Genomic DNA, 23,872 nt, shown 5'->3' on the forward strand with positions numbered 1-23,872 from the left:
ATGAGCACACTCAGTTACGACGCCACCGGCGCAGCCCGCCAGGCACATGAGCAGCACCTCCCCGCACTGTTGGAAGACCGCATTGCGACCCGGATCTTCGCGAAGGACGCCACCTTGTGGGGTCCGGACGCCGAGCAGGAATCCGCAGTCCGGCTGGGCTGGGTCGAGGCGGCCACCGTCTCCCAGCCGCTGGTCAGCAGCATCCTGGAACTCCGCGACGCGCTGAAGGCCGACGGCGTGACGCGGATCGTCCTCTGCGGCATGGGGGGCTCCTCGCTGGCGCCTGAAGTCATTGCGGGTACCGCTGGCGTCGAGCTGGCTGTGCTGGACAGCACAGACCCTGAACAGGTAAGTGCCGCCCTGGCGGACCGACTGGCCGAAACGGCCATTGTCGTTTCGTCCAAGTCCGGTTCCACCGTGGAGACCGACTCCCAGCGGCGCATCTTCGAGCAGGCATTCACCGATGCCGGCATCGACGCCAAGAGCCGGATCATCATTGTCACCGACCCGGGTTCGCCGCTGGACAAGGCCTCCCGGGAGGCCGGCTACCGGGCCGTCTTCAACGCCGACCCCAACGTCGGCGGCCGTTTCTCCGCACTGACCGCGTTCGGGCTGGTTCCTTGCGGACTGGCCGGAGTCGACATCCAGGCTTTCCTGGATGAAGCGGAATTAGCGGCGGAGACGCTCAATGAGGACTCCCCCGAGAACATCGGCCTCGCCCTTGGCTCGGCCCTGGGCGGCACCAACCCGCTGCGCAACAAGATCGTCATCGCGGAGGACGGTTCGGGGATCGTCGGCTTCGCCGACTGGGCTGAACAGCTCATCGCCGAATCCACGGGCAAGCTGGGCACCGGCGTGCTGCCGGTGGTAGCCGGTCCCGCCTCCCCGGAAGCCACACTTGGCGCTCCCGATGTCCTGGTCATCCGGCTCGTCGCGGCCGATGCCGACGTCGACCTCCGCGAAAACGAGGTCGCCATTGCCGGCGGCCTCGCGACGCAGATGATGGTGTGGGAATTCGCCACCGCCGTGGCCGGCCGGCTACTGGGCATCAACCCCTTTGACCAGCCCGACGTCGAGGCCGCCAAAGTCGCCGCACGCGGTCTGCTGGACGCGCAACCCGAGCCGACGCCGGCAGACTTCACCGACGGCGCCATCGAGGTCCGCGGCGGAGCGTGGCTCGCCGGCGCAGCCACAGCAGCAGACGCGGTCAACGCACTGCTGGGCGAGCTGGGACCGGACAACTACCTCAGTGTCCAGGCCTATTTCGACCGGCTCGCCTACGCGGACCTCGAGGGGGTCCGCGACGAACTGGCGGCGGTCAGCCGGCGCCCTGTGACCTTCGGCTGGGGCCCCCGCTTCCTGCACTCCACCGGACAATTCCACAAGGGCGGACCCGCGATCGGTGTTTTCCTTCAAGTGACTGCCGCTTCCGCGCTGGACCTCGCCATCCCGGAGCGCCCGTTCACGTTCGGCGAGCTGATTTCGGCCCAGGCGGCCGGGGATGCCCAGGTCCTGTCCGAGCATGGCCGTCCGGTCCTTCGACTGCACCTGACCGACCGCGCCGCGGGCGTGAAGCAACTGCAGGAAATCGTCGCTTCCCTTGCCGGCCAGGCCGCACCTTCCACTCAGAGCTAAGGCACCGACCCAACCATGCCAGAAACCTACAACGGCGGCGGTTCAACAGCCGGCCGGGGGCGCAACCCGCTCCGGGACCCTCGGGACCGCCGTCTGAACCGTATTGCCGGACCGTCATCGCTGGTCCTGTTCGGGGTAACCGGGGACCTCGCCCGCAAGAAGCTCATGCCGGCCGTCTATGACCTCGCCAACCGCGGGCTGCTGCCGCCAAGCTTCGCGCTGGTGGGCTTTGCCCGCCGGCAGTGGGAGAACGAGGACTTCGCCGCGGAGGTCTTGGAATCCGTCAAGTCGTACGCCCGGACACCGTTTGATGAAACGGTCTGGAAGCAGCTCTCCGAGGGCATCCGCTTCGTTCAGGGCGAGTTCGACGACGACGACGCGTTCAAGCGGCTCGGTGAGACAATCGATGAGCTCGATGAGCAACGCGGAACGCGGGGCAACCATGCGTTCTACCTGTCGATCCCGCCGAAGGCCTTCGAACAGGTCTGCCGCCAGCTCTCCAAGCACGGCCTGGCCGAGGCCGAGGGCGACAAGTGGCGCCGCGTGGTGATTGAAAAGCCGTTCGGGCATGACCTCGAATCTGCCCGTCAGCTCAACAACATCGTTGAGTCGGTGTTCCCGCCGGATTCCGTGTTCCGGATTGATCACTACCTGGGCAAGGAGACGGTGCAGAACATCCTGGCACTGCGCTTCGCCAACCAGCTCTTCGAGCCGCTCTGGAACGCCAACTACGTCGATCACGTGCAGATCACCATGGCCGAGGACATCGGTACGGGCGGCCGGGCCGGGTACTACGACGGGGTGGGCGCTGCCCGCGACGTCATCCAGAACCACCTGTTGCAGCTCCTGGCGCTGACGGCCATGGAGGAGCCCGTCTCCTTCAACGCCGATGACCTGCGCGCCGAAAAGGAAAAGGTCCTCTCCGCGGTCAGGCTCCCCGACGATCTGTCCGCGCACTCAGCGCGCGGGCAGTTCACGGGCGGCTGGCAGGGCGGCGAGGAGGTTTTGGGCTACCTGGAGGAAGAGGGCATCCCGGCGGATTCCAAGACCGAGACGTTCGCCGCGATCCGGGTGGACATCAACACCCGGCGCTGGTCCGGTGCGCCGTTCTACCTGCGTGCCGGCAAGCGGCTGGGCCGCCGGGTGACGGAGATCGCCGTCGTGTTCAAGCGCGCCCCCAACCTGCTCTTCCGCGACCACGGCGAGGACGACTTCGGCCAGAACGCCGTGGTGATCCGCGTCCAGCCTGACGAGGGCGCCACCATTAGGTTCGGGTCCAAAGTCCCGGGCACCCAGATGGAGGTCCGCGACGTCACCATGGACTTCGGCTACGGCCACTCCTTCACCGAGTCCAGCCCGGAAGCGTACGAGCGCCTGATCCTGGATGTGCTGCTGGGGGAACCGCCGCTGTTCCCGCGGCACGAGGAAGTCGAGCTGTCCTGGAAGATCCTGGACCCGTTCGAAAAGTACTGGGCCAGCCTGGACGAACAACCCCAGCCCTATGCGCCCGGCAGCTGGGGCCCCGCCTCGGCCGACGAGCTCCTTGCCCGCGACGGACGAACCTGGAGAAGGCCATGATCGTAGATCTTCCCGACACCACCACTTCGAAGATTTCCAAGAAGATCATGGCCCTGCGCGAGCAGGGCGGCGTGATCGCCCTGGGCCGGGTGCTGACCCTGGTGGTCGTCACCCGTTCCGGGCTTGAAGAGGAAGCCATCGAGGCGGCGAATGAGGCCAGCCGGGAACACCCGTGCCGGATCATCGTCCTGGCCGACGCCGGGGCGCAGGCCCCGACCCGGCTTGACGCGCAGATCCGTGTCGGCGGCGACGCCGGCGCTTCCGAGGTCATCCTGCTGCGCGGCTACGGCGAACTCGCCGAGGAAAGCGAGTCCCTCGTCGCGGCCCTGCTGCTGCCGGACGCGCCGATCGTGGCCTGGTGGCCGCACGGCGCTCCCAGAAACGCGTGCCAGACCTCGATCGGGGGCATCGCGCACCGCCGGATCACCGACTCGGCCAATGAGACGGACCCGGCCGCGGCGCTTGAGAACATCCGCCGCACGTACAAGGCCGGCGACACAGACCTTGCCTGGACCCGGCTGACCAACTGGCGCATCCAGCTGGCCGCGGTCCTGGACCAGGCGGACGAGTCGCCCGTGTCGGCTGTCACCGTTGAGGGGGCCTCGGACTCCCCCAGCACCCTGCTCCTCGCGGCCTGGCTGACCCTCGCCCTGGACGTGCCCGTGACGATCGTTGCCGATCCGGCGGGAACCGGGATCCGGCGCGTCCGGCTGTCCCGGGCCGCCGGGGACATCCAGCTGTTCCGGCCGGGGCTGACCATTGCGGAACTGACCCAGCCCGGGCAGCCGGCACAGCGGATCTCCCTGCCGCGCCGCAGCCTCAAGGACTGCCTCGCGGAAGAGCTGCGCCGCCTGGACCCGGACGAAGTGTTCGGCGAAGTGATTACTATGGGACTGCCACGTACCAACCTAAGGAGTGTCCGTCCCAGTGAGCGCTGACCCCAGAGTAAGCATCCATCCTGACTCGACCGTCCTGATGGCTGCCATAGCCGCCCGCCTGATCACCAAGCTTGTGGATATTCAGGACCGGCACGGCGAGGCCACGGTGGTGCTTACCGGGGGCACAATGGGCATCGGCTCACTCAAGGCCGTGGCGGAATCACCGGCGGCGAAGGCCGTTGACTGGTCCAAGGTGAACTTCTGGTGGGGGGACGAGCGCTTTCTGCCGGCGGACGACGCAGAGCGAAACGCCCGCCAGGCCCATGAAGCTCTCCTGTCCCGCATCGACGTCGACCCCGGGCGCGTCCACGTGCCCGGGTCCACCGACGACTTTGGAAGCCCGGAAGAGGCTGCGGCGGACTACGCGCGCCGGCTCGCGGAAGCGGCTGCGGCCGAGCACGCCGCAGACATGTCCGATGACAGGCCGGAGCAGCCCGCCCGTCTGCCGCGGCTGGACATCGTCCTCCTCGGTGTCGGCCCGGACGCCCACGTCGCGTCGCTCTTCCCGGAGCAGGCCGGCATCCGGGAGAAGGAACTGACCGTGGTGGGTGTCCAGAACTCCCCCAAGCCGCCGCCGGACCGGGTCTCGCTGACCTTGCCGGCAATCAATACGGCAACAGAAGTGTGGATGGTGGTGGCAGGCGACGACAAGGCCGGCGCCGTCGGCCTGGCCCTGGCCGGTGCCAACCCTGTGCAGGTCCCTGCAGCAGGCCCGCGCGGCCGCCGCGAGACCCTGTGGCTGATCGATGAAAACGCGGCCTCACGGGTCCCGGAGCAACTCGTCCGGAAGGGCCCGTCGGGCGCGTAGCCGTTCCAGCGCTCCGGCCAGCACGTCTTCGGCGTCCTGGCTGGAGCGCCGCTCTTTAACGTATTCCAGGTGCGTCTTGAAGCCCTCCACCGGCGCATCCTCGAGGGAAAACTTTGTCTCGTCGCGGGTCGCGGTGCCCCCGCAGTGCCGGCAATCCCAGACCCCCGGGATCTGCTCCTCAGGCAATTGTGCGAACACGAGCGCGGTTTCATGGCCTTTGGAGCATCGGTAGGGGACACGAATACGGGGCTGGCGTACGCCAGCCCCGTTCAGTGGCTCGTGGCGGGGAGATGCCCCTTCGGTGGCGCCCACGCGGATTCCTTTGAATCCGGAAGCAGAATGCAGCATCGGGAACTCCTGGCTACTCAGCTGGTCGGATGGTGCTTGCCAGCGACAGTGTAGTTCGGAAGTTCCCGATGCCGGGAGGGCCGCAAGACCCCTTATGAAGTTGTTGAAAAGACGTTAGGAATCCGCGCCTGTACTGAAGCGCATGAGCAGGCCGAGGGCGATGATCACCACGCCCCAGGTGATTCCCAGGATGATCGTGAACCGGTTCAGGTTGCGCTCCGCGACGCCGGAGGAGCTCAGGCCGGAGCTCATGCCGCCACCGAACATGTCCGACAGGCCGCCTCCGCGTCCCTTGTGGAGCAGGATGAGCAACGTCAGCAGGAGGCTGGTGATGCCCAGAAGCACCTGCAGAATGACATGAAGAACGTCCACGACGGCCTTTCAGAAGAATTGGATTGCGGGGGCCTGTCCTGTGTCCGGACTAATCCGTGACCAGGTGACTCTCGAACCTGACAATATTAGCAAACTCGGCAGCATCAAGGCTGGCACCGCCGACCAGCAAGCCGTCGACGTCGCGCTCTTTCAGGATGGAGGCCGCGTTGTTCGCCTTGACGGAGCCGCCGTAGAGCAGGCGCGTCTTGGCGGCGACGTCGGCCCCGAAGAGGCTGGACAGTTCGGCACGGATGGCTGCGCACATTTCCTGCGCGTCCTCGGGGCCGGCAACCTCGCCGGTACCGATAGCCCACACAGGCTCATAGGCGACGACAAGCTCTGCGGCCTGCTCCGGGGTGAGGCCGGCGACGGCGGCGCGCAGCTGGGCGAGGGTGTGGTCCACGTGGGTGCCGGCCTGGCGGATTTCCAGGCCTTCTCCGACGCAGAGCACTGGGGTGACGCCGTGCCGGAACGCGGCCTTGGTCTTGGCGTTGAGGACCTCGTCGGACTCGTTGTGGATGGTGCGGCGTTCGCTGTGGCCGACCAGGACGTAGGTGCAGCCGAGCTTCGCCAAAAACTGCCCGGAAATGTCACCGGTGTAGGCGCCGGAGTCGAACTGGGAGAGGTCCTGGCCGCCGTAGACGACGTCGAGCTCGTCGCCCTGGACGAGGGTCTGGACGCCGCGGAGATCCGTGAACGGCGGGAAGACGGCAACCTCCACCCGGCTGTAGTCGTGCTTGGCGTCGGACAGGGTCCACGCAAGCTTCTGCAGAAGGGTGATGCCCTGGACGTGGTCCATGTTCATCTTCCAGTTGCCGGCGATGAAGGGCTTGCGATCGAATTTACCGTTGGTGGACGTGGTCACGTGGTCTCCCAGAGTGCTTGTGGTGTGAACAGCCGGCAGGGTGCCCGGTTCCTTGAGGAGGGGCACCCTGCCGGCTCGGTGGTGGCTGCAGCGGAGCGGACGGAGCTACTGCCGGCCCGCGCCGCTAACGGTCAGCGCTTCTAACGGTCCAGGACGCTCAGGCCCGGCAGTTCCTTGCCTTCGAGGTACTCGAGGCTGGCGCCGCCGCCGGTGGAAATGTGCCCGAACTGGTCATCAGCGAACCCGAGCGTGCGGACTGCGGCCGCGGAGTCTCCGCCGCCGACCACCGTGAACGCGTCACTCTCGGTCAGCGCCTGCGCGATCGCCCGGGTGCCGCCGGCGAAGGCCGGGAACTCGAACACGCCCATGGGGCCGTTCCAGAACACGGTCTTGGCGCCCTTGATCCGTTCCGCGAACGCGGCCGCGGATTCCGGTCCGATGTCCAGGCCGATGCCCTCGGCGCCGAAGGCACTGGACTCGATGGCGTCGGCCGCGACGGTCTCGTGATCGGCGTCGGCGGCGAACTTGCTGGCCACCACGACGTCGGTCGGCACAATGAACTGCGTGCCGGCGTCGGCTGCCCGCTTGAGGTAATCCTGGACGACCGGGATCTGGTCCTCTTCGAGCAGGCTGCCCGCAACCTTGTGGCCTGCGGCTGCGAGGAAGGTGAACAGCATGCCGCCGCCCACCAGGATCGTGTCGGCCTTGCCGAGGAGGTTGTCGATGACGGCGAGCTTGTCCGAGACCTTGGAGCCGCCGAGCACGACGACGTAGGGCCGCTGGGTGTCGGTGGTGAGCTTGCGCAGCACCTCGACCTCCGTGCGGACGAGGTCGCCCTGGTAGGACGGCAGCCGGGTGGCGACGTCGTACACGCTGGCGTGCTTGCGGTGCACGGCACCGAAGGCGTCGTCCACGAACGCGCCGCTGTCACCGGTGAGGGCGACGAGCTCGTCCGCGAAGGCGCCGCGCTCGGCGTCGTCCTTGGCGGTCTCCCGGGCGTCGAAACGCACGTTTTCCAGGACCAGCACTTCGCCGTCCTGGAGGGCGGAGGCGAGCTCCTTGGCCGACTCGCCGACCGTGTCCGCGGCGAGCGAGACCTTGAAGGAGGCGAGTTCGGCCAGCCGCGTCGCGGCGGGCTTGAGCGAGTACTTGTCCTCGGGGGCGCCCTTCGGGCGGCCAAGGTGTGCTGTGACCAGCACGCGGGCACCGGCGTCCGTGAGCTTCGCCAGCACTGGCAGGGAGGCCTTGATGCGGCCGTCGTCAGTCACTGTAGAGCCGTCGAGCGGCACGTTCAGGTCACTTCGAACCAGAACGTACCGCCCGCGGACACCATCAGCGATCAATCCGTTGAGGGTGTGGAATGTCATGCGTCTTACCCTAGCCCAGCTTGGACGCGACAAGCTCCGTGAGGTCAACGAGGCGGTTGGAGTAGCCCCATTCGTTGTCATACCAGGACACAACCTTGACCTGGTTGCCGATCACCTTGGTCAGGCCGGAGTCGAAGATGGACGATGCCGGGTCGCCGACGATGTCCGAGGAGACGATCGGCTCATCCGTGTAGGTCAGCAGGCCCTTGAGCTCTTCGGTTTCGGAGGCTGCCTTGAGGGCGGCGTTGACTTCCTCGACGGTGGTCTCGCGGGAGACCGTGACGGTCAGGTCCGTGGCGGAGCCGGTGGGGACGGGGACGCGGATGGCGTAGCCGTCAAGCTTGCCCTTGAGTTCCGGCAGGACCAGGCCGATGGCCTTGGCCGCACCCGTGGAGGTGGGAACCATGTTGACTGCGGCGGCGCGGGCGCGGCGGAGGTCGTTGTGCGGGCCGTCCTGCAGGTTCTGGTCGGCGGTGTACGCGTGGATGGTGGTCATCAGGCCGCGCTCGATGCCGAAGGCGTCGTTGACGACCTTGGCCAGCGGGCCGAGGCAGTTGGTGGTGCAGGAGGCGTTGGAGATGATGTGGTGCGCTGCGTCGTCGTAGAGACCATCGTTGACGCCCATCACCACCGTGATGTCCTCGCCGGAGGCGGGGGCGGAGATCAGGACCTTCTTCGCGCCGGCGTCGATGTGCTTCTGCGCGTCAGCGGCCTTGGTGAAGAAGCCCGTGGACTCGATCACGATGTCGACGCCGAGCTCGCCCCAGGGCAGCTTGGCGGGATCACGCTCGGCCAGGACCTTCACGGTCTTGCCGTCGACGACGATGTTGCCGTCCTTGACCTCAATGGTTTCCGCCAGGCGGCCGCCCACGGAGTCGTACTTGAAGAGGTGAGCGAGGGCTTCCGGGCTGGTGAGGTCGTTGACCGCAACGATCTCAAGGTCGGCGCCCTGTGCGAGGGCTGCGCGGAAGTAGTTGCGGCCGATACGGCCAAAGCCGTTGATGCCAATACGGGTCGTCACGTTTTCATTCTCCTTGGTGCTCCTGCGAGCACGACTAGTTGAGAAGGCGTTCAAGCCAACTAACAGATCCCGCACGCCATTGGGCAGAGATAATTACCAGATCGGAGGGCGACCAGCCACGTTGCTGAAGGCTAACCGCCTTCCGTGATCTATCTTACGTTTAAGTTGGACTGCCCCCGCAAGTGCGGGGGCAGTCCGTCCACATTACGGGCCGAAGCGGCCCTAATTGTGAGCTTTGTTACAACCGGGAGTCGGTCAGTTCGCCCTAGAGGGTGATGAGGCCGGTCGCGTTCTTGCGGGCGGCGTCGAAGCGCTTGGCGACGTCGGCCCAGTTGACGATGTTCCAGAACGCCTTGACGTAGTCGGCCTTCACGTTGACGTAGTCCAGGTAGAAGGCGTGCTCCCACATGTCCAGCATCAGCAGCGGAGTGGTGCCGAGTGCGACGTTGCCCTGCTGGTCGTAAAGCTGTTCGATCACCAGGTTGCCGCCAATGGGCTCGTAGGCCAGGAAGCCCCAGCCGGAACCCTGCAGGCCCAGCGCCGCGGCGCTGAACTGGGCACGGAAAGCGTCGAACGAGCCGAAGGCGTCGTCGATTGCTGCGGCGAGCTCGCCCTCGGGCTTGTCGCCGCCGTCCGGGGAGAGGTTCTTCCAGAAGACAGAGTGGTTGATGTGCCCGCCGGTGTGGAACGCGAGGTCCTTGGAGAGGCGGTTGATGTTGGCGAAGTCGCCCTTCTCACGAGCTTCGGCCAGCTGGGCGAGGGCGTTGTTGGCGCCGGTCACGTAGGCGGCGTGGTGCTTGCTGTGGTGCAGCTCCATGATCTTCGCAGAGATGTGCGGCTCCAGCGCTGCGTAGTCATAGTCGAGCTCGGGCAGTACGTACTCGGTCACAAGATCCTCCAATGTCGTGGACGGTTGTCCGGTTCGGTAACTCTCGGATTGTGCATCCGGATGCCGGGCATCCGGAAATCTGTTCTTGATTCTAGGGTGATGCTAGTCGTCGAGCATTTCGGGCGTCACATTGGCTTCGGTGCCCGGGATGCCGAGGTCCTGGGCGCGCTTGTCCGCCATGGCCAGGAGCCGGCGGATCCGGCCGGCGATGGCGTCTTTGGTCATGATCGGGTCGGCGAGGCGGCCAAGCTCGTCCAGGCTGGCCTGCTTATGGGCGACCCGCAGCTCGCCGGCGTACTTGAGGTGGTCCGGGACGTCGTCGCCCAGGATTTCCAGGGCACGGTCCACGCGGGCACCGGCGGCGACGGCGGCCTGGGCGGAGCGGCGCAGGTTGGCGTCGTCGAAGTTTGCGAGCCGGTTGGCGGTGGCACGGACTTCCTTGCGCATGCGGCGTTCTTCCCAGACCATGAGCGCGTCGTGCGCGCCCATGCGGGTCAGCAGCGCAGCGATCGTGTCGCCGTCGCGGATCACGACGCGGTCCACTCCCCTGACCTCGCGGGCCTTGGCCTGGATGCCGAGGCGGCGGGCGGCGCCGACGAGGGCCAGGGCCGATTCGGGGCCGGGGCAGGTGACTTCCATGGCGGAGGAGCGGCCCGGCTCGGTGAGCGAGCCGTGGGCCAGGAAGGCACCGCGCCAGACGGCCTCGGCGTCCGCCGCGGATCCGTTGACCACCACGGAGGGCAGGCCCCGGACGGGACGGCCGCGGGTGTCCAGGAGCCCGGTCTGGCGGGCGAGGGCTTCACCGTCGCGGACCACACGCACCACATAGCGGCTGCCGCGGCGCAGGCCGCCGCCCGAGACGACGATGATCTCGCTCTGGTGGCCGTAGACTTCGGCGATCGCGGCACGCAGCCGCCGGGCGGTCGAGGCCAGGTCGACTTCGGCCTCGATCACGATCCGGCCCGAGATGATGTGCAGCCCGCCCGCGAAGCGGAGCATGGCCGACACCTCAGCCTTGCGGACCGAAGACTTCTTGATATCCAGACGGGAAAGTTCTTCCTTGACTGATGCTGTCAGTGCCATGGCACCTTCCTAACTATTCCCGAAAATATCGTGGTACGCCGTCGCCAGCCGCAACGGATCGTGGACCGGACGGCGACCAGACGCCCCCACTTTACCCAAGACCACCTCGGCACCGAGCATTCCGGCCTGCTGTTCGAAGTCGGCCATGTTCTGGACGGACGCCGGGTCAGCCAGGACGACGTCGACGGTGAACTCCGGCGCGTACTCGCGCAGCGCCCGGAGGTGGTCAGCGGCGCTCATGCCGGCGGTTTCCTTGGTGTCCGTGGCAAGGTTCATCGTCAGGCAGCGCCGCGCCTCCGTTTGGCAGAGCGCGTCGCGCATTTCCGGGAGCAGCAGGTGCGGCAGCACGGAGGTGTACCAGGAGCCCGGGCCAAGGATCACCCAGTCGGCCAGCTCGATCGCGGTCAGTGCCTCCGTGCATGCCGGGGCGTTCTCGGGCAGCAGCCGGACGTGCTGCAGGTTGCCCGCGACGGCGCACTTGGCCTGGCCGGTCACGGTTTGCAGTGCCGTGGTGCCGTCCGGGGCGGTGACGCGGACCTGGCCTTCGATGGTGAGCGGCATGCTGGACATCGGCAGGACTTCGCCGCGGGCGCCGAGCAGGGCGCCGGCCCACTTGAGGCCGGCCACCGTGTCGCCCAGGAGCTCCCAAAGGGTGACGATCAGCAGGTTGCCCATGGCGTGCGCGTCGAGGGAACCGCCGGGGCCCTTGCCCGGGGCGAAGCGGTGCTGCATGACGTCACGCCAGGTGCGGCCCCAGTCGGTGTCATCGCACAGCGCCGACAGGGCCATGCGGAGGTCGCCCGGCGGGAGGACCCCGTACTCCTCACGGAGCCGGCCGGAAGATCCGCCGTCGTCCGCGACGGTGACGATCGCGGTGAGCTCCGAGGTGAGCAGGCGCAGGGCGGAGAGCGAGGCGGAGAGTCCGTGGCCGCCGCCAAGCGCCACTACGGAAGGTCCCTTGTCCTGCTGGCTGGCGAAGGCCGCGCTGGCAGGCGGGACCAGGGGCAGCGGGCCGGTCAGCAGCGCCATTATTCGCGGCCCAGGTCCCGGTGCGTCGTAGTCACGGTGACGCGCGGGTATTGCGCGAGCCTTCGTGAGATTTCGACGGCGACCGCCACGGAGCGGTGCTTGCCGCCGGTGCAGCCCACCGCGATTGTGGCGTAATGCTTGTTCTCGCGCCGGTAGCCGTCCAGGACCGGTTCGAGGGCTGTGACGTAGCGTTCCACGAAGTCGCCGGCGCCCGGAGCCTCCAGCACGTAGTCGCTGACGTCCTTGTCCAGGCCGGTGTGCGGGCGCAGCTGCGGGACCCAGTGCGGGTTGGGGATGAAGCGGGCATCGGCCACGAAGTTGGCGTCGACCGGCAGCCCGTATTTGAAACCGAAGCTCATGACGTTCAGCCGCAGCGTCACGGGCCCGGTTTCGCTGAAGAGTTCCGTGATGGCGGTGGCTAGGCCGTGGACGTTGAGGGCGGAAGTGTCCAGCACGATGTCGGCGGTGTCTTGCAGCTCGCGGACCAACTCGCGTTCGGCGGCGATGCCGTCGAGGATCCGGCCGCCGCCCTGGAGCGGGTGGGGCCGTCGGCCCTGCTCGAAGCGGCGGACCAGGACGCCGTCGTTGGCGTCGAGGAACAACACACGGAAGGTCACGCCCGTGGCCTCCAGGGCGCGGAGCGCGGCACGCATGTCCGCGAACAGGTCCTTGCTCCGGACGTCCATCACGACGGCAAGTTTGGACATAGACTGCGGGCTGCGCGACACGAGATCGGCGAGCGTGCCGAGCATCTGCGGCGGGAGGTTTTCCACGACGTACCAGCCGTGGTCCTCCAGGGCGTCCGAGGCGGTGCTCCGGCCGGCTCCCGACATTCCGGTCACCACCAGCAGTTCCGCCTCGACGGGTTTGACGGGTGTCATGCCGTCCGCATCCGCCTCGGATCCTGCCGTCGACTCTGCCATCAGTGAAGCCCCATCTCTGCCTGTGCTGTCTGCTTGTTCGGTTTGTTTGGTGTGTCCGGGCAAGTTGCGGCCGGGCGGTATTGATGCCGCGCCGTGGCTGCCCCAAGTCATTACCCTAGCTAAATTTGGCGGAGCTAGCTAAGTTTCGAGGATTTCACCGGTGGTCATGTTCACAGCCGGAACCGTGGCGGCGTCCGCGCCGTCGCCGGTTGTGAAGTGCTGGACGATCGCGGCGGCGAGTGCCGGACCGATGCCTTTGGCCCCGGTGAGTTCTTCGGCGGTGGCGGCCTTGATGCCCTTGACGGAACCAAACTCGGCCAGGAGGGCCTTGCGTTTGGACTCGCCCAGCCCGGGCACGCTGTCCAGCGCGGAGACCGTCATGGCCTTGCCGCGCTTTTGCCGGTGGAAAGTGATCGCGAAGCGGTGGGCCTCGTCGCGGATCCGCTGCAGCAGGTAGAGGCCGGCCGAGGCGCGCGGGAGGATCACCGGGAAGTCGCTGTCCGGCAGCCAGACCTCCTCCAGCCGCTTGGCCAGGCCGACCACGTACACGTCCTCGATGCCCAACTCCGCCAGGGCTCGGGCGGCGGCGTTGACCTGCGGCTTGCCGCCGTCAACGACGACGAGGTTGGGCGGGTAGGCGAATTTGTTCCGCGGCGCCGGCGTGGTGGAGTCCGTGATCGCCGCGGCGGTTGCCGCCTCCAGCACGGCCTGGTGCGCCGGTTTGGCCGCGGCAGCCGCCTGCTCGCTCTTCTCGGATTTCTCTTCGAGATAATGCCGGAACCGGCGGGTCAGAACGTCGTGCATCGCCGCCGTGTCGTCCGTGGCGGCGGCCCCAGTCACGGTGAACTTGCGGTAGTCGGACTTCTTCGGCAGCCCGTCCTCCACCACCACCATGGAGCCGACCATGTTGGTGCCCTGGACGTGGGAAATGTCGAAGCATTCGATCCGGAGCAGCGCGACCGGGAGTTCAAGTGCTTCCTGGAGTTCCTGCAGGGCCTGGGAACGCATCGTGAGGTCTCCGGCGCGACGGGACTTGTGGAGTTTGAGGGCGTGCTCCGCGTTTTCCCGAACGGTGGACATGAGCGCTGCCTTGTCTCCGCGCTGGGGCACCCTGACATCCACCCGGGCCCCGCGCAATCCACTGAGCCATTGCGCGAGTTCCGCCGCGTTGCTGGGTTCGGCGGGCACCAGGACCTCCCTGGGCAACCGGCCTTGCACCCCGGCCTCGTCACCGTAAACCTGCTGCAGCAGGTGCTCGAGAAGTTCCGGGGTGGTGGAGTCCTCGACTTTTTCCACGACCCAGCCGCGCTGGCCCCGGATCCGGCCGCCGCGGACGTGGAAGACCTGGACGGCGGCCTCGAGCTCGTCTTCGTGCAGGGCGAAGACATCGGCGTCCGTGCCCTCGGCGAGGACCACGGCATTGCGTTCGAAGACCTTCTTCAGGGCCACGATGTCGTCCCGGAGGCGCGCGGCGCGTTCGTAGTCGAGCTCGGCCACAGCGGTGGCCATTTCCCGTTCCAGCCGGTTGACGAATGGTTTGGCTTCGCCGCCCATGAAGGTGCAGAAGTCCTCGGCCAGTGCCCGGTGGTCCTCGGCGGAGATCCGGCCGACGCAGGGTGCCGAGCATTTGTCGATGTAGCCGAGCAGGCAGGGCCGGCCGCTGGCCTGGGCGCGCTTGAACACCCCGGCGCTGCAGCTGCGCACGGGGAACACCCGCAGCAGGGTGTCCATGGTGTCCCGGATGGCGCCGGCCGTGTAGGGGCCGAAATACCGGGTCCCCTTGCGCCGGTCGCCGCGCAGCACCTGGACGCGGGGGTACTTCTCCCCCATCGTGACCGCCAGGTACGGGTAGCTCTTGTCGTCCCGGAACATCACGTTGAACCGTGGCGCGAATTCCTTGATCCAGGTGTATTCCAGCTGCAGCGACTCCAGTTCGCTGCCCACCACTGTCCATTCGACGCTGCTGGCCGTGTGCACCATCGCGTAGGTCTTCGGCATCAGCCCGGCAGGGTTGGCGAAGTAGGAATTCAGCCGGGAACGGAGGTTCTTGGCCTTGCCGACATAGATGACCCGGCCGTGCGGGTCGCGGAAGCGGTACACGCCCGGATTGGTCGGAATTTCACCCGTCTGGGGTCGGTAACTCGCTGGATCTGCCACGGTTCCAGTCTACTGAGCCGCAGGGGGTGCCGCCGCACCTGCCCGGCTGGCAGCACGCCACTGCAGCCGGTATGCGACTGGCTACGGGCGCGCGGGACCTACTCGTACTACTCTGTGGTTTTGCTCTGGTTGTAGCTGGTGGAGCGTTCCTGGCCGCTCAATTCCGCGATCGCGTCCATGATGCGGTCCGTGACCTGGCGGCGCGCCGGAAGCGAGTGGTCCGGGCCCGTCTTCTCGAAGTACAGCGGCTCGCCCACCTTCATGATGAAGTGCTGCGGCTTGACGGCCTTGCTGTCCGCGGGCAGCAGGTGTTCGGTGCCGATCAGGCCCACCGGGATCACCGGCGCGCCCGTCGTGAGGGCCAGCCAACCGACGCCGGTGCGTCCCCGGTACAGGATGCCGTCGCGGGAGCGGGTGCCCTCGGGGTAGATCCCGACGCCCTTTCCGGCTTCGAGGATGTCCAGCAGCGTCTTCAGTGCCTGCACGCTGGCCGCCTGCTCACCGCGCTCCACGGGGATGGAGCCCACAGCTTCGAAGAAGGACTTCATGGCCTTGCCCTTGATGCCGCCGGTGGTGAAGTATTCGGCCTTCGCGAAGAACGCCACGGGCCGTGGCATGAGCGCCTGGACAATCACGCTATCCAGGAACGAGAGATGGTTGGGCGCCACGATGAACGGGCCGTTCTTGGGCACGTTTTCCAGGCCAATGACCGTGGGACGGCAGGTGGTGGATATGAGCCCGCGGGTGGTCCAGCGGATTCCCTCAAACATTGCCATCGGCGGGCACCTCGTTCAGCGCTGTGGTCCCCGGGCGTTCGGAGAGTCGGGTGATGGTTGCGTGAAGCGCCGCCGCGTCGTGCACGACCTCGACGGCGCCCGCCTCGTGCAGTTCGCCGTCGGGCGCAAAGCCCCAGCCTACGCCGATGCAGTCCAGCCCGTTCGCAGCCGCCCCGGCCACGTCCTGCGCCCTGTCCCCCACCATCACAGCCTGCCCGGCCAGTGCAGGGGCGGCCGCGGCCAGGTCCGAGAGCGCGGCGGCGACGATGCCGGATTTGCCTTCCGGGACGGACGCCGCTCGCGGGCCGGTCGCGGACTCGTCGGCGGCGGAGCCCCGGATGCTGTGGAAGAGCCCGGCAATGCCGTGGTGCTCCAGCACGGTGCGGGCCAGCCCCTCCGGTTTCTGCGTGGCGACCGCGATGGGACGCCCGGCGGCGACAAAATCCTCGAGGAGCCCGCGGATTCCCGGATACAGCCGGCTCTGCGCGATGCCGGTGGACGCGTAGTGCACGCGATAGATCCGGATGACGTCGTCCAGCAGTGCGGCCGGAACGCCGGCAATTTCCGTGAGCGAATGGCTCAGCTTGGGTCCGACCATGGCGTCCATCCGGGACTTCTCCGGAACGGGGAGGCCAAGCTCGGCGAGGGCCGCCGCGATTCCGCCCGTGATGCCCCCGGCCGGATCGACAAGAGTGCCGTCAAGGTCGAAGATTACGGGCACTGTTGTTTGGGTCACCGGCTTAGTTTCTCACGAGTGCGCGGCTGCCAGAAATTCGCATACTCCGTCAGGAATACGTCAGGCGAAACGCTGCATCGTCAGGGGGACGGAATCCCGCCGAAGCGGCGCCCTTCCCCCTCACGATCCAGCCTCCGCTCCCGGCCCCCGCGCCCAAACGAGGAGCTAGCGCCGGCGCTCAGGCGAGGAGCTCGGCCAGGAACGCGGCGGTGTGGCTTTCGCTTGATGTGGCCACCTGCTCCGGTGTGCCGGTAGCGACCACCCGGCCGCCGCCGGAACCGCCGTCGGGGCCGAGGTCCACGATCCAGTCGGCGCTCTTGATCACGTCGAGGTTGTGCTCGATGGTGATCACCGTGTTGCCCTTTTCCACGAGGCCCTGCAGCACCATGAGGAGCTTGCGGATGTCCTCGAAGTGCAGGCCTGTGGTGGGCTCGTCCAGGACGTAGACGCTGCGGCCGTTGGAGCGCTTCTGGAGCTCGGCCGCGAGCTTCACGCGCTGGGCCTCGCCGCCGGAGAGCGTGGTGGCGGGCTGGCCGAGCCGGACGTAGCCGAGGCCGACGTCGACCAGCGTGTTGAGGTGGCGCGCGATCGGCGAGAAGGCGGCGAAGAACTCGGCGCCTTCCTCGATGGGCATGTTCAGCACGTCCGCGATCGTCTTGCCCTTGTAGTGGACCTCAAGGGTTTCACGGTTGTACCGGGCACCATGGCAAACTTCGCACGGGACGTAGACGTCCGGCAGGAAGTTCATCTCGATCTTCAGCGTGCCGTCGCCGGAGCAGGCCTCGCAGCGGCCGCCCTTGACGTTGAAGGAGAACCGGCCCGGCATGTAGCCCCGGACCTTGGCCTCGGTGGTTTCGGCGAAGAGCTTGCGGATGTGGTCGAACACGCCGGTGTACGTGGCCGGGTTTGAACGCGGGGTGCGCCCGATGGGGCTTTGGTCGACGTGCACCACCTTGTCCAGGTGTTCCAGGCCCTGGACGATCTTGTGCCGGCCGGCGACCTGCTTGGCGCCGTTGAGCTTGTTGGCGAGGACCTTGTACAGGATCTCGTTGACGAGGGTGGATTTGCCGGAGCCGCTGACGCCGGTGACGGCGGTGAAAAGTCCCAGCGGGAAGCTGGCATCGACGTTGAGGAGGTTGTTCTCCTTGGCCCCGACCACCTTGAGCTCGCGCTTCTTGTCGTACTTGCGCCGCTTCTTCGGGATTTCGATCTTCTTCCGGCCCGCAAGGTAGTCGCCGGTCAGCGAATCCCTGTTTTCCAGCAGCGCCTGGTAGGACCCGGAGTGGACCACCATGCCGCCGTGCTCGCCGGCGCCGGGTCCGATGTCCACGACCCAGTCTGCCTCGTGGATGGTGTCCTCGTCGTGTTCCACCACGATCAGGGTGTTGCCAAGGTCCCGGAGCCGGGTCAGCGTTTCGATGAGGCGCCGGTTGTCCCGCTGGTGCAGGCCGATGGACGGCTCGTCGAGGACGTAGAGCACGCCGACGAGGCCGGAGCCGATCTGGGTGGCCAGCCGGATGCGCTGGGCTTCGCCGCCGGACAGGGTCCCGGAGGGCCGTTCCAGGTTCAGGTATTCGAGGCCGACGTCGAGGAGGAAGGTCAGGCGGGCCTGGATTTCTTTCAGGACCTGGTGGGCGATCTGCGCTTCGCGGCCCGTGAGGACCAGGTTCTCGAGGAAGTGCGCGCATTCGCGCATGGGCAACGCGGCGACCTCGGCGATGGACTTGCCGTTGATCAGCACGGACAGCGAGGCAGGGTTCAGCCGCGCACCGTTGCACGCCGGGCACGGGACCTGGCGCATGTATTCCTCGTAGCGGTCGCGCGCGAAGTCCGAGTCGGTCTCGCCGTGCTTGCGGTGGACGTACTGCACCACGCCCTCAAAGCCCGTGCTGTACTTCCGTTCCCGGCCGAAGCGGTTGCGGTATTGCACCACCACTTTGTGGTCCTTGCCGTGCAGCACCGTTTGCCGGACGTCGGCGCTCAGCTTTTCCCACGCCGTCGTCATCGAGAAGCCGAGCTCCTCGGCGAGGCCGCCCAGCAGCCGGTTCCAGTATTCCGTGGTGGCGGTGCCCAGCGACCACGGCGCAATGGCTCCCTCGGAGAGCGAGAGCTCCGGATTGGGAATGATGAGTTCCTCATCGACTTCGAGTTTGGTGCCGATGCCGCTGCAGGCACTGCAGGCACCGAACGGGTTGTTGAAGGAGAAGGAGCGCGGCTCAATCTCGTCGATGGCCAGGGGGTGTTCGTTGGGGCACGCAAGGTGCTCGGAGAACGCCCTGATCCGTCCGGGGTCATCTGCCTCGACGTCGACGAATTCGGCCAGGACGCGGCCCTCCGCCAAACCGAGCGCGGTCTCGACGGAGTCGGTCAGGCGCTGGCTGATGCCTTCCTTGACCACGAGCCGGTCCACCACTACTTCGATGGTGTGCTTGAACTGCTTGCCCAGCTTCGGCGGATCGCTGAGCTGGACGAGGTCGCCATCCACGCGTGCCCTCGAGTAGCCCTTGGCGGTCAGTTCCTTGAACAGGTCGACGAATTCGCCCTTGCGCCCGCGGACCACGGGTGCGAGCACCTGGAAGCGCGTGCCCTCCGGGAGTTCGAGCAGCTGGTCCACAATCTGCTGGGGGGTCTGCTTGGTGACGGGCTCGCCGCAGACAGGGCAGTGCGGCCGGCCTACGCGGGCCCAGAGCAGGCGCATGTAGTCATAAATCTCGGTAATGGTACCCACGGTGGAGCGCGGGTTTTTGCTCGTGGACTTCTGGTCGATGGACACAGCCGGTGACAGGCCCTCGATGAAGTCGACATCGGGCTTGTCCACCTGCCCGAGGAACTGCCGGGCGTAAGCGGAGAGCGATTCAACGTAGCGGCGCTGCCCCTCGGCGAAGATGGTGTCGAATGCGAGGGACGACTTGCCGGAGCCGGACAGGCCCGTGAACACGATCATCGCGTCGCGCGGCAGGTCCAGGTCCACGTTGCGCAGGTTGTGCTCGCGCGCGCCCTTGACGACGAGGCGCGTCATGTCCGGCCGCTTCAGCACGGCACGGGACGGGACGGGATCATGGACTGCCAGCGGTTCGACGGTGGGGTGGACTTCAACGGCTGGATCTTCAGCTACGGCTTTAGGCACGAATCTAATGCTAATCGAAAACTTCTTCGAAAAACTATTCTGCGCACCCTCGGCACCGGCCTGGTGTGCTAGTGGCGGTCGTAGGCGGCGGCCAGCAACTGCACGGCCTCGGCGAAGCTGGCGCCTTGCGCCTTGGCGGCCGCGGCAAACTCCGCGGCGGCGGCCGACAGGGAACTCCAGGCCTCGTCGCGTGCGCAGACCACGGTGCCGTTGCGGCCCCGCGTCACCACCACCCCGGCGGCCTCCAATTCCTTGTAGGCGCGGGCCACAGTGTGGGGTGCGACGCCCAGTTCCCCCGCCAGGCTCCGCACGGGGGGCAGCCTGGTTCCCGGCGCGAGCGTGCCCTTGTCGGCGCGTTCAATGACATACAGCCGGAGCTGCTCGAAGAGCGGAACGGAGCTGGCCGGGTTGGTCCGCCAGGCGCCCGGGAACCGCTCCCCCGCGGTGTCCGCCGGGCTCACAGTTCCGGCTCCGGAACGGCCTGCACCTGTTCGCGACCGGCGAACTGCGCCTCATAGAGATCCTTGTAGAGCCCGCTCCCGGCCACCAGTTGCTGATGGGTCCCGTGTTCAACGATCCGTCCGTGGTCCATGACGAGAATTAGATCAGCGTCCCGGACGGTGGACAAACGGTGTGCGATCACGAAGCTCGTATGACCTTCGCGCAGCCGGGCCATCGCGTGGCGGATCTGCAGTTCGGTGCGGCTGTCCACGGAACTCGTCGCTTCGTCCAGGACCAGGATGCTGCGCCCCGCCAGTTGCGCCCGTGCGATCGAGACAAGTTGGCGCTGCCCGCGGCTCAAGGCGTCGCCGTCGTCGCCGACCATCGTGGCGTAACCGGACGGCAGGGACCTGACGAAGTGGTCCACGTGGCTGGCCCGGGCCGCTTGGACGATGTCGGCGTCGCTGGCCCCCGGCCGGCCGTACTCGATGTTCTCCCTGATGCTGCCGGTGAACAGCCAGGCGTCCTGCAGGACGATGCCGAAGGTGGACCGGAGCTCGTCCCGCGGAATGGTGGAGATGTCGGTCGAGTCCACCAGTATCCTCCCGGAGTCGAGTTCATAGAAACGCATCAGGAGGCTCACCACCGTCGTCTTGCCGGCCCCGGTGTGACCCACGATTGCCACGGTCTGCCCGGGCTCAACCGTGAAGGAGAGGTCCTTCACCACCGGAGTGCCGGGGCTGTAGCCGAAGCTGACGTGCTCGAAGGTGACGCGGCCCGCCACCGCGGCCGGAGCGGGCGCGTTCTGGGCCCCATCCCCGGCGCGGGATGCGTGCCGCCCGTGGGACTTGCCGGGTGCGTGGATCTTATGCACGCCATGCACCGCATGGAGGGAACCTTTGCCGCGAACCCGGCCGGCGCCGTTGGCCGACGCCGTCGACCGTGCCGGCGCTGCAGTGTCCGGCGGGATCTCCGGTGCGTCGAGCAGTTCGAAGACCCGCTCCGCGGAGGCCAGGCAGGATTGCAGGAGGGTGAGCATCCCTCCGATCTGCCCCATCGGCTGGCTGAAGAGGCGGGAGAACTGAATGAAGGCCTGGAGGCCGCCGATCGTCATGGCGCCGGCAGTCACCTGGAACGCACCCACGACGGCCACGGCAATGTAGTTGAGGTTGGCCACAAACACCAACAGCGGCTGCACGATCCCGGACAGGTACTGCGCGCGGGCGCTGGACCGCGTGAGCTGCTCGTTGCAGTCCCGGAAGCTTGCTGCTGACGCCTCCTGCTGGCCGAAGGCCTTGATCACTTCATGCCCGGTGAAGAATTCTTCGAGTTGGGCGTGCATGGCGCCGGTGCTGCTCCACTGCGCCGTGAAGTGCTGCTGTGAATGCCGCGCCACCGATACGGTGATGGCCGTGGACACCGGCACCGAGAGGACAGCGATCAGCGCCAGCAGCGGCGAGAGCCAAAGCATCATGGCGAGGGCGGCGGAGAGCATCAGGATGGACAGGATCATCTGGTTCAGCAGCTGGTTGAGGGCCTGGGAGATGTTGTCGACGTCGTTCGTGGCCCGGCTGAGCACCTCGCCGCGGCGCTGCTCCTCGAAATGGCTGGACGGCAGCACATGCAGCTTCTGCTCCACGGCCCCGCGGAGCCCGTAACTGACGCGCTGCACCGCCGTCGCCGTCAAGGCGCCCTGGATCCAGCTGAACAGCGACGCGCCGACGTAAAGGGCGGACACCGTCAACAGCCGGGCTGCCAGTGCACTGTCGTCGAGGGAGCCGCCCACAAAGCCCGCCACCACGACGTCGGTGGCGTCGCCGAGGATTTTCGGGGCGGCCACGTTCAGTGTCACGAACGCACAGGTGGCCGCGATGACGCCGGCCATCCGCCACTTCAATGGCCGCAACAGCCCCAGCAGCCTGGCGGCGGACCGCCATTTGGTGCCCTCCGCGGCACCGGGACCCGCGGCGGCCCCGTTGCCGGAGTTCCGGCCGCGGCTCACGGCGTTTCCTCCAGGACGAGCTGGGACGCGGCAATTTCCCGGTAGCTTGGCGAGGACGCCATGAGTTCGCTGTGCGTGCCCTGGGCGACGAGGCGCCCGTCCTCCAGCACGAGGATCAGACCGGCATCCGCAACGGTCGCCACCCGTTCGGCCACGATCAGCACGGTGGCCGAACGCAGCAGGGGCTCGATCGCGGCGCGGAGCCTGACGTCCGTGCCGTAGTCCAAGGCCGAGAAACTGTCATCGAACAGGTAGACCGGGGCATTCTTGAGCAGTGCCCGGGCGATGCAGAGGCGCTGCCGTTCGCCGCCGGAAAAGTTGGTGCCGCCCTGGCTGACGTGTGCGTCGAGCCCGAGGGGCAGGTCGCGGACGAAATCGGCGGCCTGCGCGGCCGTCAATGCCTGCCACAAGTCCTGGTCGCCGGCCGCGGGGGCGCCGACCCGAAGATTCTCGGCGACCGTGCCCGAAAAGAGGTACGCCTGCTGCGGGACCAAGGCGAAAAGGTTCCGCAGCGCGTCCAGGGTCAAGGCCCGCACGTTGCGGCCGCCGATGCTGATCTCGCCGGCGGTTGCGTCGAGGAACCGGGGCAGCAGGTTCAGGAGCGTCGTCTTGCCGCTGCCGGTCGCCCCGATGATCGCCGTCGTGGTCCCGGGCGCGGCGGTAAACGTAAGCCCGTCCAGCACAGGCGCTTCGGCGCCGGGATATGCGAAGGACACGTTCCGGAACTCGACAGCGTTTCCCGGTGAGGTGTTGGCCGGTGCGGCTTTTCCCGGTGCTGCGCCGGCGGCCGGGTCCGCGATCGCCGGTTGCGTGTCCAGCACCTCGCGGATCCGTTCCGCGCAAGCGGACGCGCGCGGTGCGGTCATGAAGACGTACATGGCCATCATGATGGCGATCAGGATTTGCAGGATGTAGGCGATGAACGCGGTGAGGGCGCCCAGGCGCATTTCGCCGGAGTCGATCCGGTGGCCGCCGAACCACACCACGCACACGGAGGACAGGTTGACCACGAGCATGATCATCGGCATCATCCCCGCCACCAGCAAAGCGGAGTGCAGGTTGTTCCGGGTGAGGTCTTTGTTGGCTTCGTCGAAGCGGCGGATTTCGTGGTCCTGCCGGACGAAGCCGCGGATCACGTTCGCACCGATGATCTGCTCGCGCAGTACCCGGCTGATGCGGTCAAGGAGCGACTGCCCTTCGCGGTAGAGGGGAATTAGGCGGCGCACGATTACGGTCATGATCACCGTAAGGACCGGAATCACCGCGACCACGATCCAGGACAGCGCGGCGTCCTGGTGCACGGCCAGGGCGATGCCGCCGATGAAGATGGCCGGGGCGGCAATCAGCATGGCGAAAACCAGGACGGCGAGGTTTTGGATCTGGACGACGTCGTTGGTGGCCCGGGTGACCAGGCTGTGCGCGCCAAAGACGCCGACCTCCTGGGAGGAGAAAGAGCGCACTTTCGTGAAGAGTTCCTCGCGCAGCTGCCCCCCGATATCCATGGCGACGACGGAGCCCAGATATCCCGCCGCGATGGCGGTGAGCACCTGCACGGCGGCGATTCCGGCCATCCAGCCGCCGAGGTGCAGGATTTCCCCGGTGTTCCCGGCAATGATGCCGTCGTCAATGATGGCGGCGTTCAGGGTTGGCAAGAGCAGGTTGGCGGTGGTTTGCATGAGCTGCAGCACAACGATGGCCAGCACGCTCCCTTTGTGCGCGGACAGCAGCCGCGCCATCAGGCGTATTAGCACCGAACCTCCATTACTAGCCCAGGGCT

At 67.1% G+C, this 23,872-nt stretch carries 20 protein-coding genes; 4 read left to right on the forward strand and 16 right to left on the reverse strand.

Features of this window, described 5'->3' with window-relative positions; genetic code table 11:
• Genes BM372_RS14120 through pgl form a run of 4 tightly spaced genes read left to right on the forward strand, consistent with a single transcriptional unit; the run spans position 1 to position 4,959 of the window.
• Positions 1-1,635, forward strand: coding sequence for a glucose-6-phosphate isomerase (locus BM372_RS14120; RefSeq protein WP_090956080.1), 1,635 nt, complete (start codon positions 1-3; stop codon positions 1,633-1,635).
• A gap of 15 nt (positions 1,636-1,650) precedes the next feature.
• Positions 1,651-3,213: a glucose-6-phosphate dehydrogenase gene (gene zwf / locus BM372_RS14125; protein ID WP_090956081.1), complete on the forward strand. Its 1,563-nt coding sequence runs from the start codon at positions 1,651-1,653 to the stop codon at positions 3,211-3,213.
• Positions 3,210-4,151 carry a glucose-6-phosphate dehydrogenase assembly protein OpcA gene (locus tag BM372_RS14130; protein WP_090956082.1) on the forward strand — a complete coding sequence of 314 codons (942 nt, stop codon included), beginning with the start codon at positions 3,210-3,212 and terminating at the stop codon, positions 4,149-4,151. The genes zwf and BM372_RS14130 overlap by 4 nt, the downstream gene beginning before the upstream one ends.
• On the forward strand, positions 4,141-4,959 hold the full coding sequence (gene pgl / locus BM372_RS14135) for a 6-phosphogluconolactonase (RefSeq protein WP_090956083.1): 819 nt from the start codon (positions 4,141-4,143) through the stop codon (positions 4,957-4,959). Before BM372_RS14130 ends, pgl begins: the two co-directional genes overlap by 11 nt.
• Here the strand turns inward: pgl and BM372_RS14140 are convergent.
• From BM372_RS14140 to BM372_RS14215, 16 genes are all read right to left on the reverse strand, one after another.
• Entirely contained in the window at positions 4,912-5,307 is a 396-nt protein-coding gene (locus BM372_RS14140; protein WP_090956084.1) for an RNA polymerase-binding protein RbpA, read from the reverse strand. The two genes, pgl and BM372_RS14140, sit on opposite strands and share 48 nt — an antisense overlap.
• Positions 5,308-5,421: 114 nt before the next feature.
• On the reverse strand, positions 5,422-5,679 hold the full coding sequence (gene secG / locus BM372_RS14145; RefSeq protein ID WP_090956085.1) for a preprotein translocase subunit SecG: 258 nt from the start codon (positions 5,677-5,679) through the stop codon (positions 5,422-5,424).
• A 49-nt stretch (positions 5,680-5,728) separates the two neighbouring features.
• On the reverse strand, positions 5,729-6,544 hold the full coding sequence (tpiA, locus tag BM372_RS14150) for a triose-phosphate isomerase (protein WP_090956165.1): 816 nt from the start codon (positions 6,542-6,544) through the stop codon (positions 5,729-5,731).
• Positions 6,545-6,684: 140 nt separating this feature from the next.
• The gene (pgk, locus tag BM372_RS14155) at positions 6,685-7,911 is read right to left on the reverse strand and encodes a phosphoglycerate kinase (protein WP_090956086.1); all 1,227 of its coding nucleotides are present in this window, start codon (positions 7,909-7,911) and stop codon (positions 6,685-6,687) included.
• Positions 7,912-7,921: 10 nt separating this feature from the next.
• The gene (gap, locus tag BM372_RS14160; protein ID WP_090956087.1) at positions 7,922-8,932 is read right to left on the reverse strand and encodes a type I glyceraldehyde-3-phosphate dehydrogenase; all 1,011 of its coding nucleotides are present in this window, start codon (positions 8,930-8,932) and stop codon (positions 7,922-7,924) included.
• 265 nt (positions 8,933-9,197) lie between these two features.
• Positions 9,198-9,821: a superoxide dismutase gene (locus BM372_RS14165; protein WP_090956088.1), complete on the reverse strand. Its 624-nt coding sequence runs from the start codon at positions 9,819-9,821 to the stop codon at positions 9,198-9,200.
• A gap of 102 nt (positions 9,822-9,923) precedes the next feature.
• Positions 9,924-10,904: a DNA-binding protein WhiA gene (gene whiA, locus BM372_RS14170; RefSeq protein ID WP_090956089.1), complete on the reverse strand. Its 981-nt coding sequence runs from the start codon at positions 10,902-10,904 to the stop codon at positions 9,924-9,926.
• A 9-nt stretch (positions 10,905-10,913) separates the two neighbouring features.
• Positions 10,914-11,933 (reverse strand): gluconeogenesis factor YvcK family protein, encoded by a 1,020-nt coding sequence (gene yvcK, locus BM372_RS14175; RefSeq protein ID WP_090956090.1) that lies wholly within the window; start codon positions 11,931-11,933, stop codon positions 10,914-10,916.
• On the reverse strand, positions 11,933-12,856 hold the full coding sequence (gene rapZ / locus BM372_RS14180; RefSeq protein ID WP_090956091.1) for an RNase adapter RapZ: 924 nt from the start codon (positions 12,854-12,856) through the stop codon (positions 11,933-11,935). The genes yvcK and rapZ overlap by 1 nt, the downstream gene beginning before the upstream one ends.
• 138 nt (positions 12,857-12,994) lie before the next feature.
• Positions 12,995-15,013: an excinuclease ABC subunit UvrC gene (gene uvrC, locus BM372_RS14185; protein WP_090956092.1), complete on the reverse strand. Its 2,019-nt coding sequence runs from the start codon at positions 15,011-15,013 to the stop codon at positions 12,995-12,997.
• A 107-nt stretch (positions 15,014-15,120) separates the two neighbouring features.
• On the reverse strand, positions 15,121-15,789 hold the full coding sequence (locus tag BM372_RS14190) for a lysophospholipid acyltransferase family protein (RefSeq protein WP_090956093.1): 669 nt from the start codon (positions 15,787-15,789) through the stop codon (positions 15,121-15,123).
• Complete coding sequence (locus tag BM372_RS14195) at positions 15,776-16,525, reverse strand: HAD hydrolase-like protein (RefSeq protein WP_090956094.1); 750 nt, start codon at positions 16,523-16,525, stop codon at positions 15,776-15,778. The genes BM372_RS14190 and BM372_RS14195 overlap by 14 nt, the downstream gene beginning before the upstream one ends.
• Positions 16,526-16,703: 178 nt before the next feature.
• Positions 16,704-19,652, reverse strand: a complete 2,949-nt coding sequence (gene uvrA, locus BM372_RS14200) for an excinuclease ABC subunit UvrA (RefSeq protein WP_090956095.1) — start codon at positions 19,650-19,652, stop codon at positions 16,704-16,706.
• A 68-nt stretch (positions 19,653-19,720) separates the two neighbouring features.
• Entirely contained in the window at positions 19,721-20,113 is a 393-nt protein-coding gene (locus BM372_RS14205) for a GntR family transcriptional regulator (RefSeq protein WP_090956096.1), read from the reverse strand.
• Positions 20,110-21,978, reverse strand: coding sequence for an ABC transporter ATP-binding protein (locus tag BM372_RS14210; protein ID WP_177236020.1), 1,869 nt, complete (start codon positions 21,976-21,978; stop codon positions 20,110-20,112). Before BM372_RS14210 ends, BM372_RS14205 begins: the two co-directional genes overlap by 4 nt.
• A gap of 113 nt (positions 21,979-22,091) precedes the next feature.
• On the reverse strand, positions 22,092-23,831 hold the full coding sequence (locus BM372_RS14215) for an ABC transporter ATP-binding protein (RefSeq protein ID WP_090956098.1): 1,740 nt from the start codon (positions 23,829-23,831) through the stop codon (positions 22,092-22,094).
• Positions 23,832-23,872: the final 41 nt, after the last annotated feature.

This window comes from Arthrobacter sp. ov118 (assembly GCF_900116495.1).
In the GTDB taxonomy this organism is placed as follows: Bacteria; Actinomycetota; Actinomycetes; order Actinomycetales; family Micrococcaceae; genus Arthrobacter.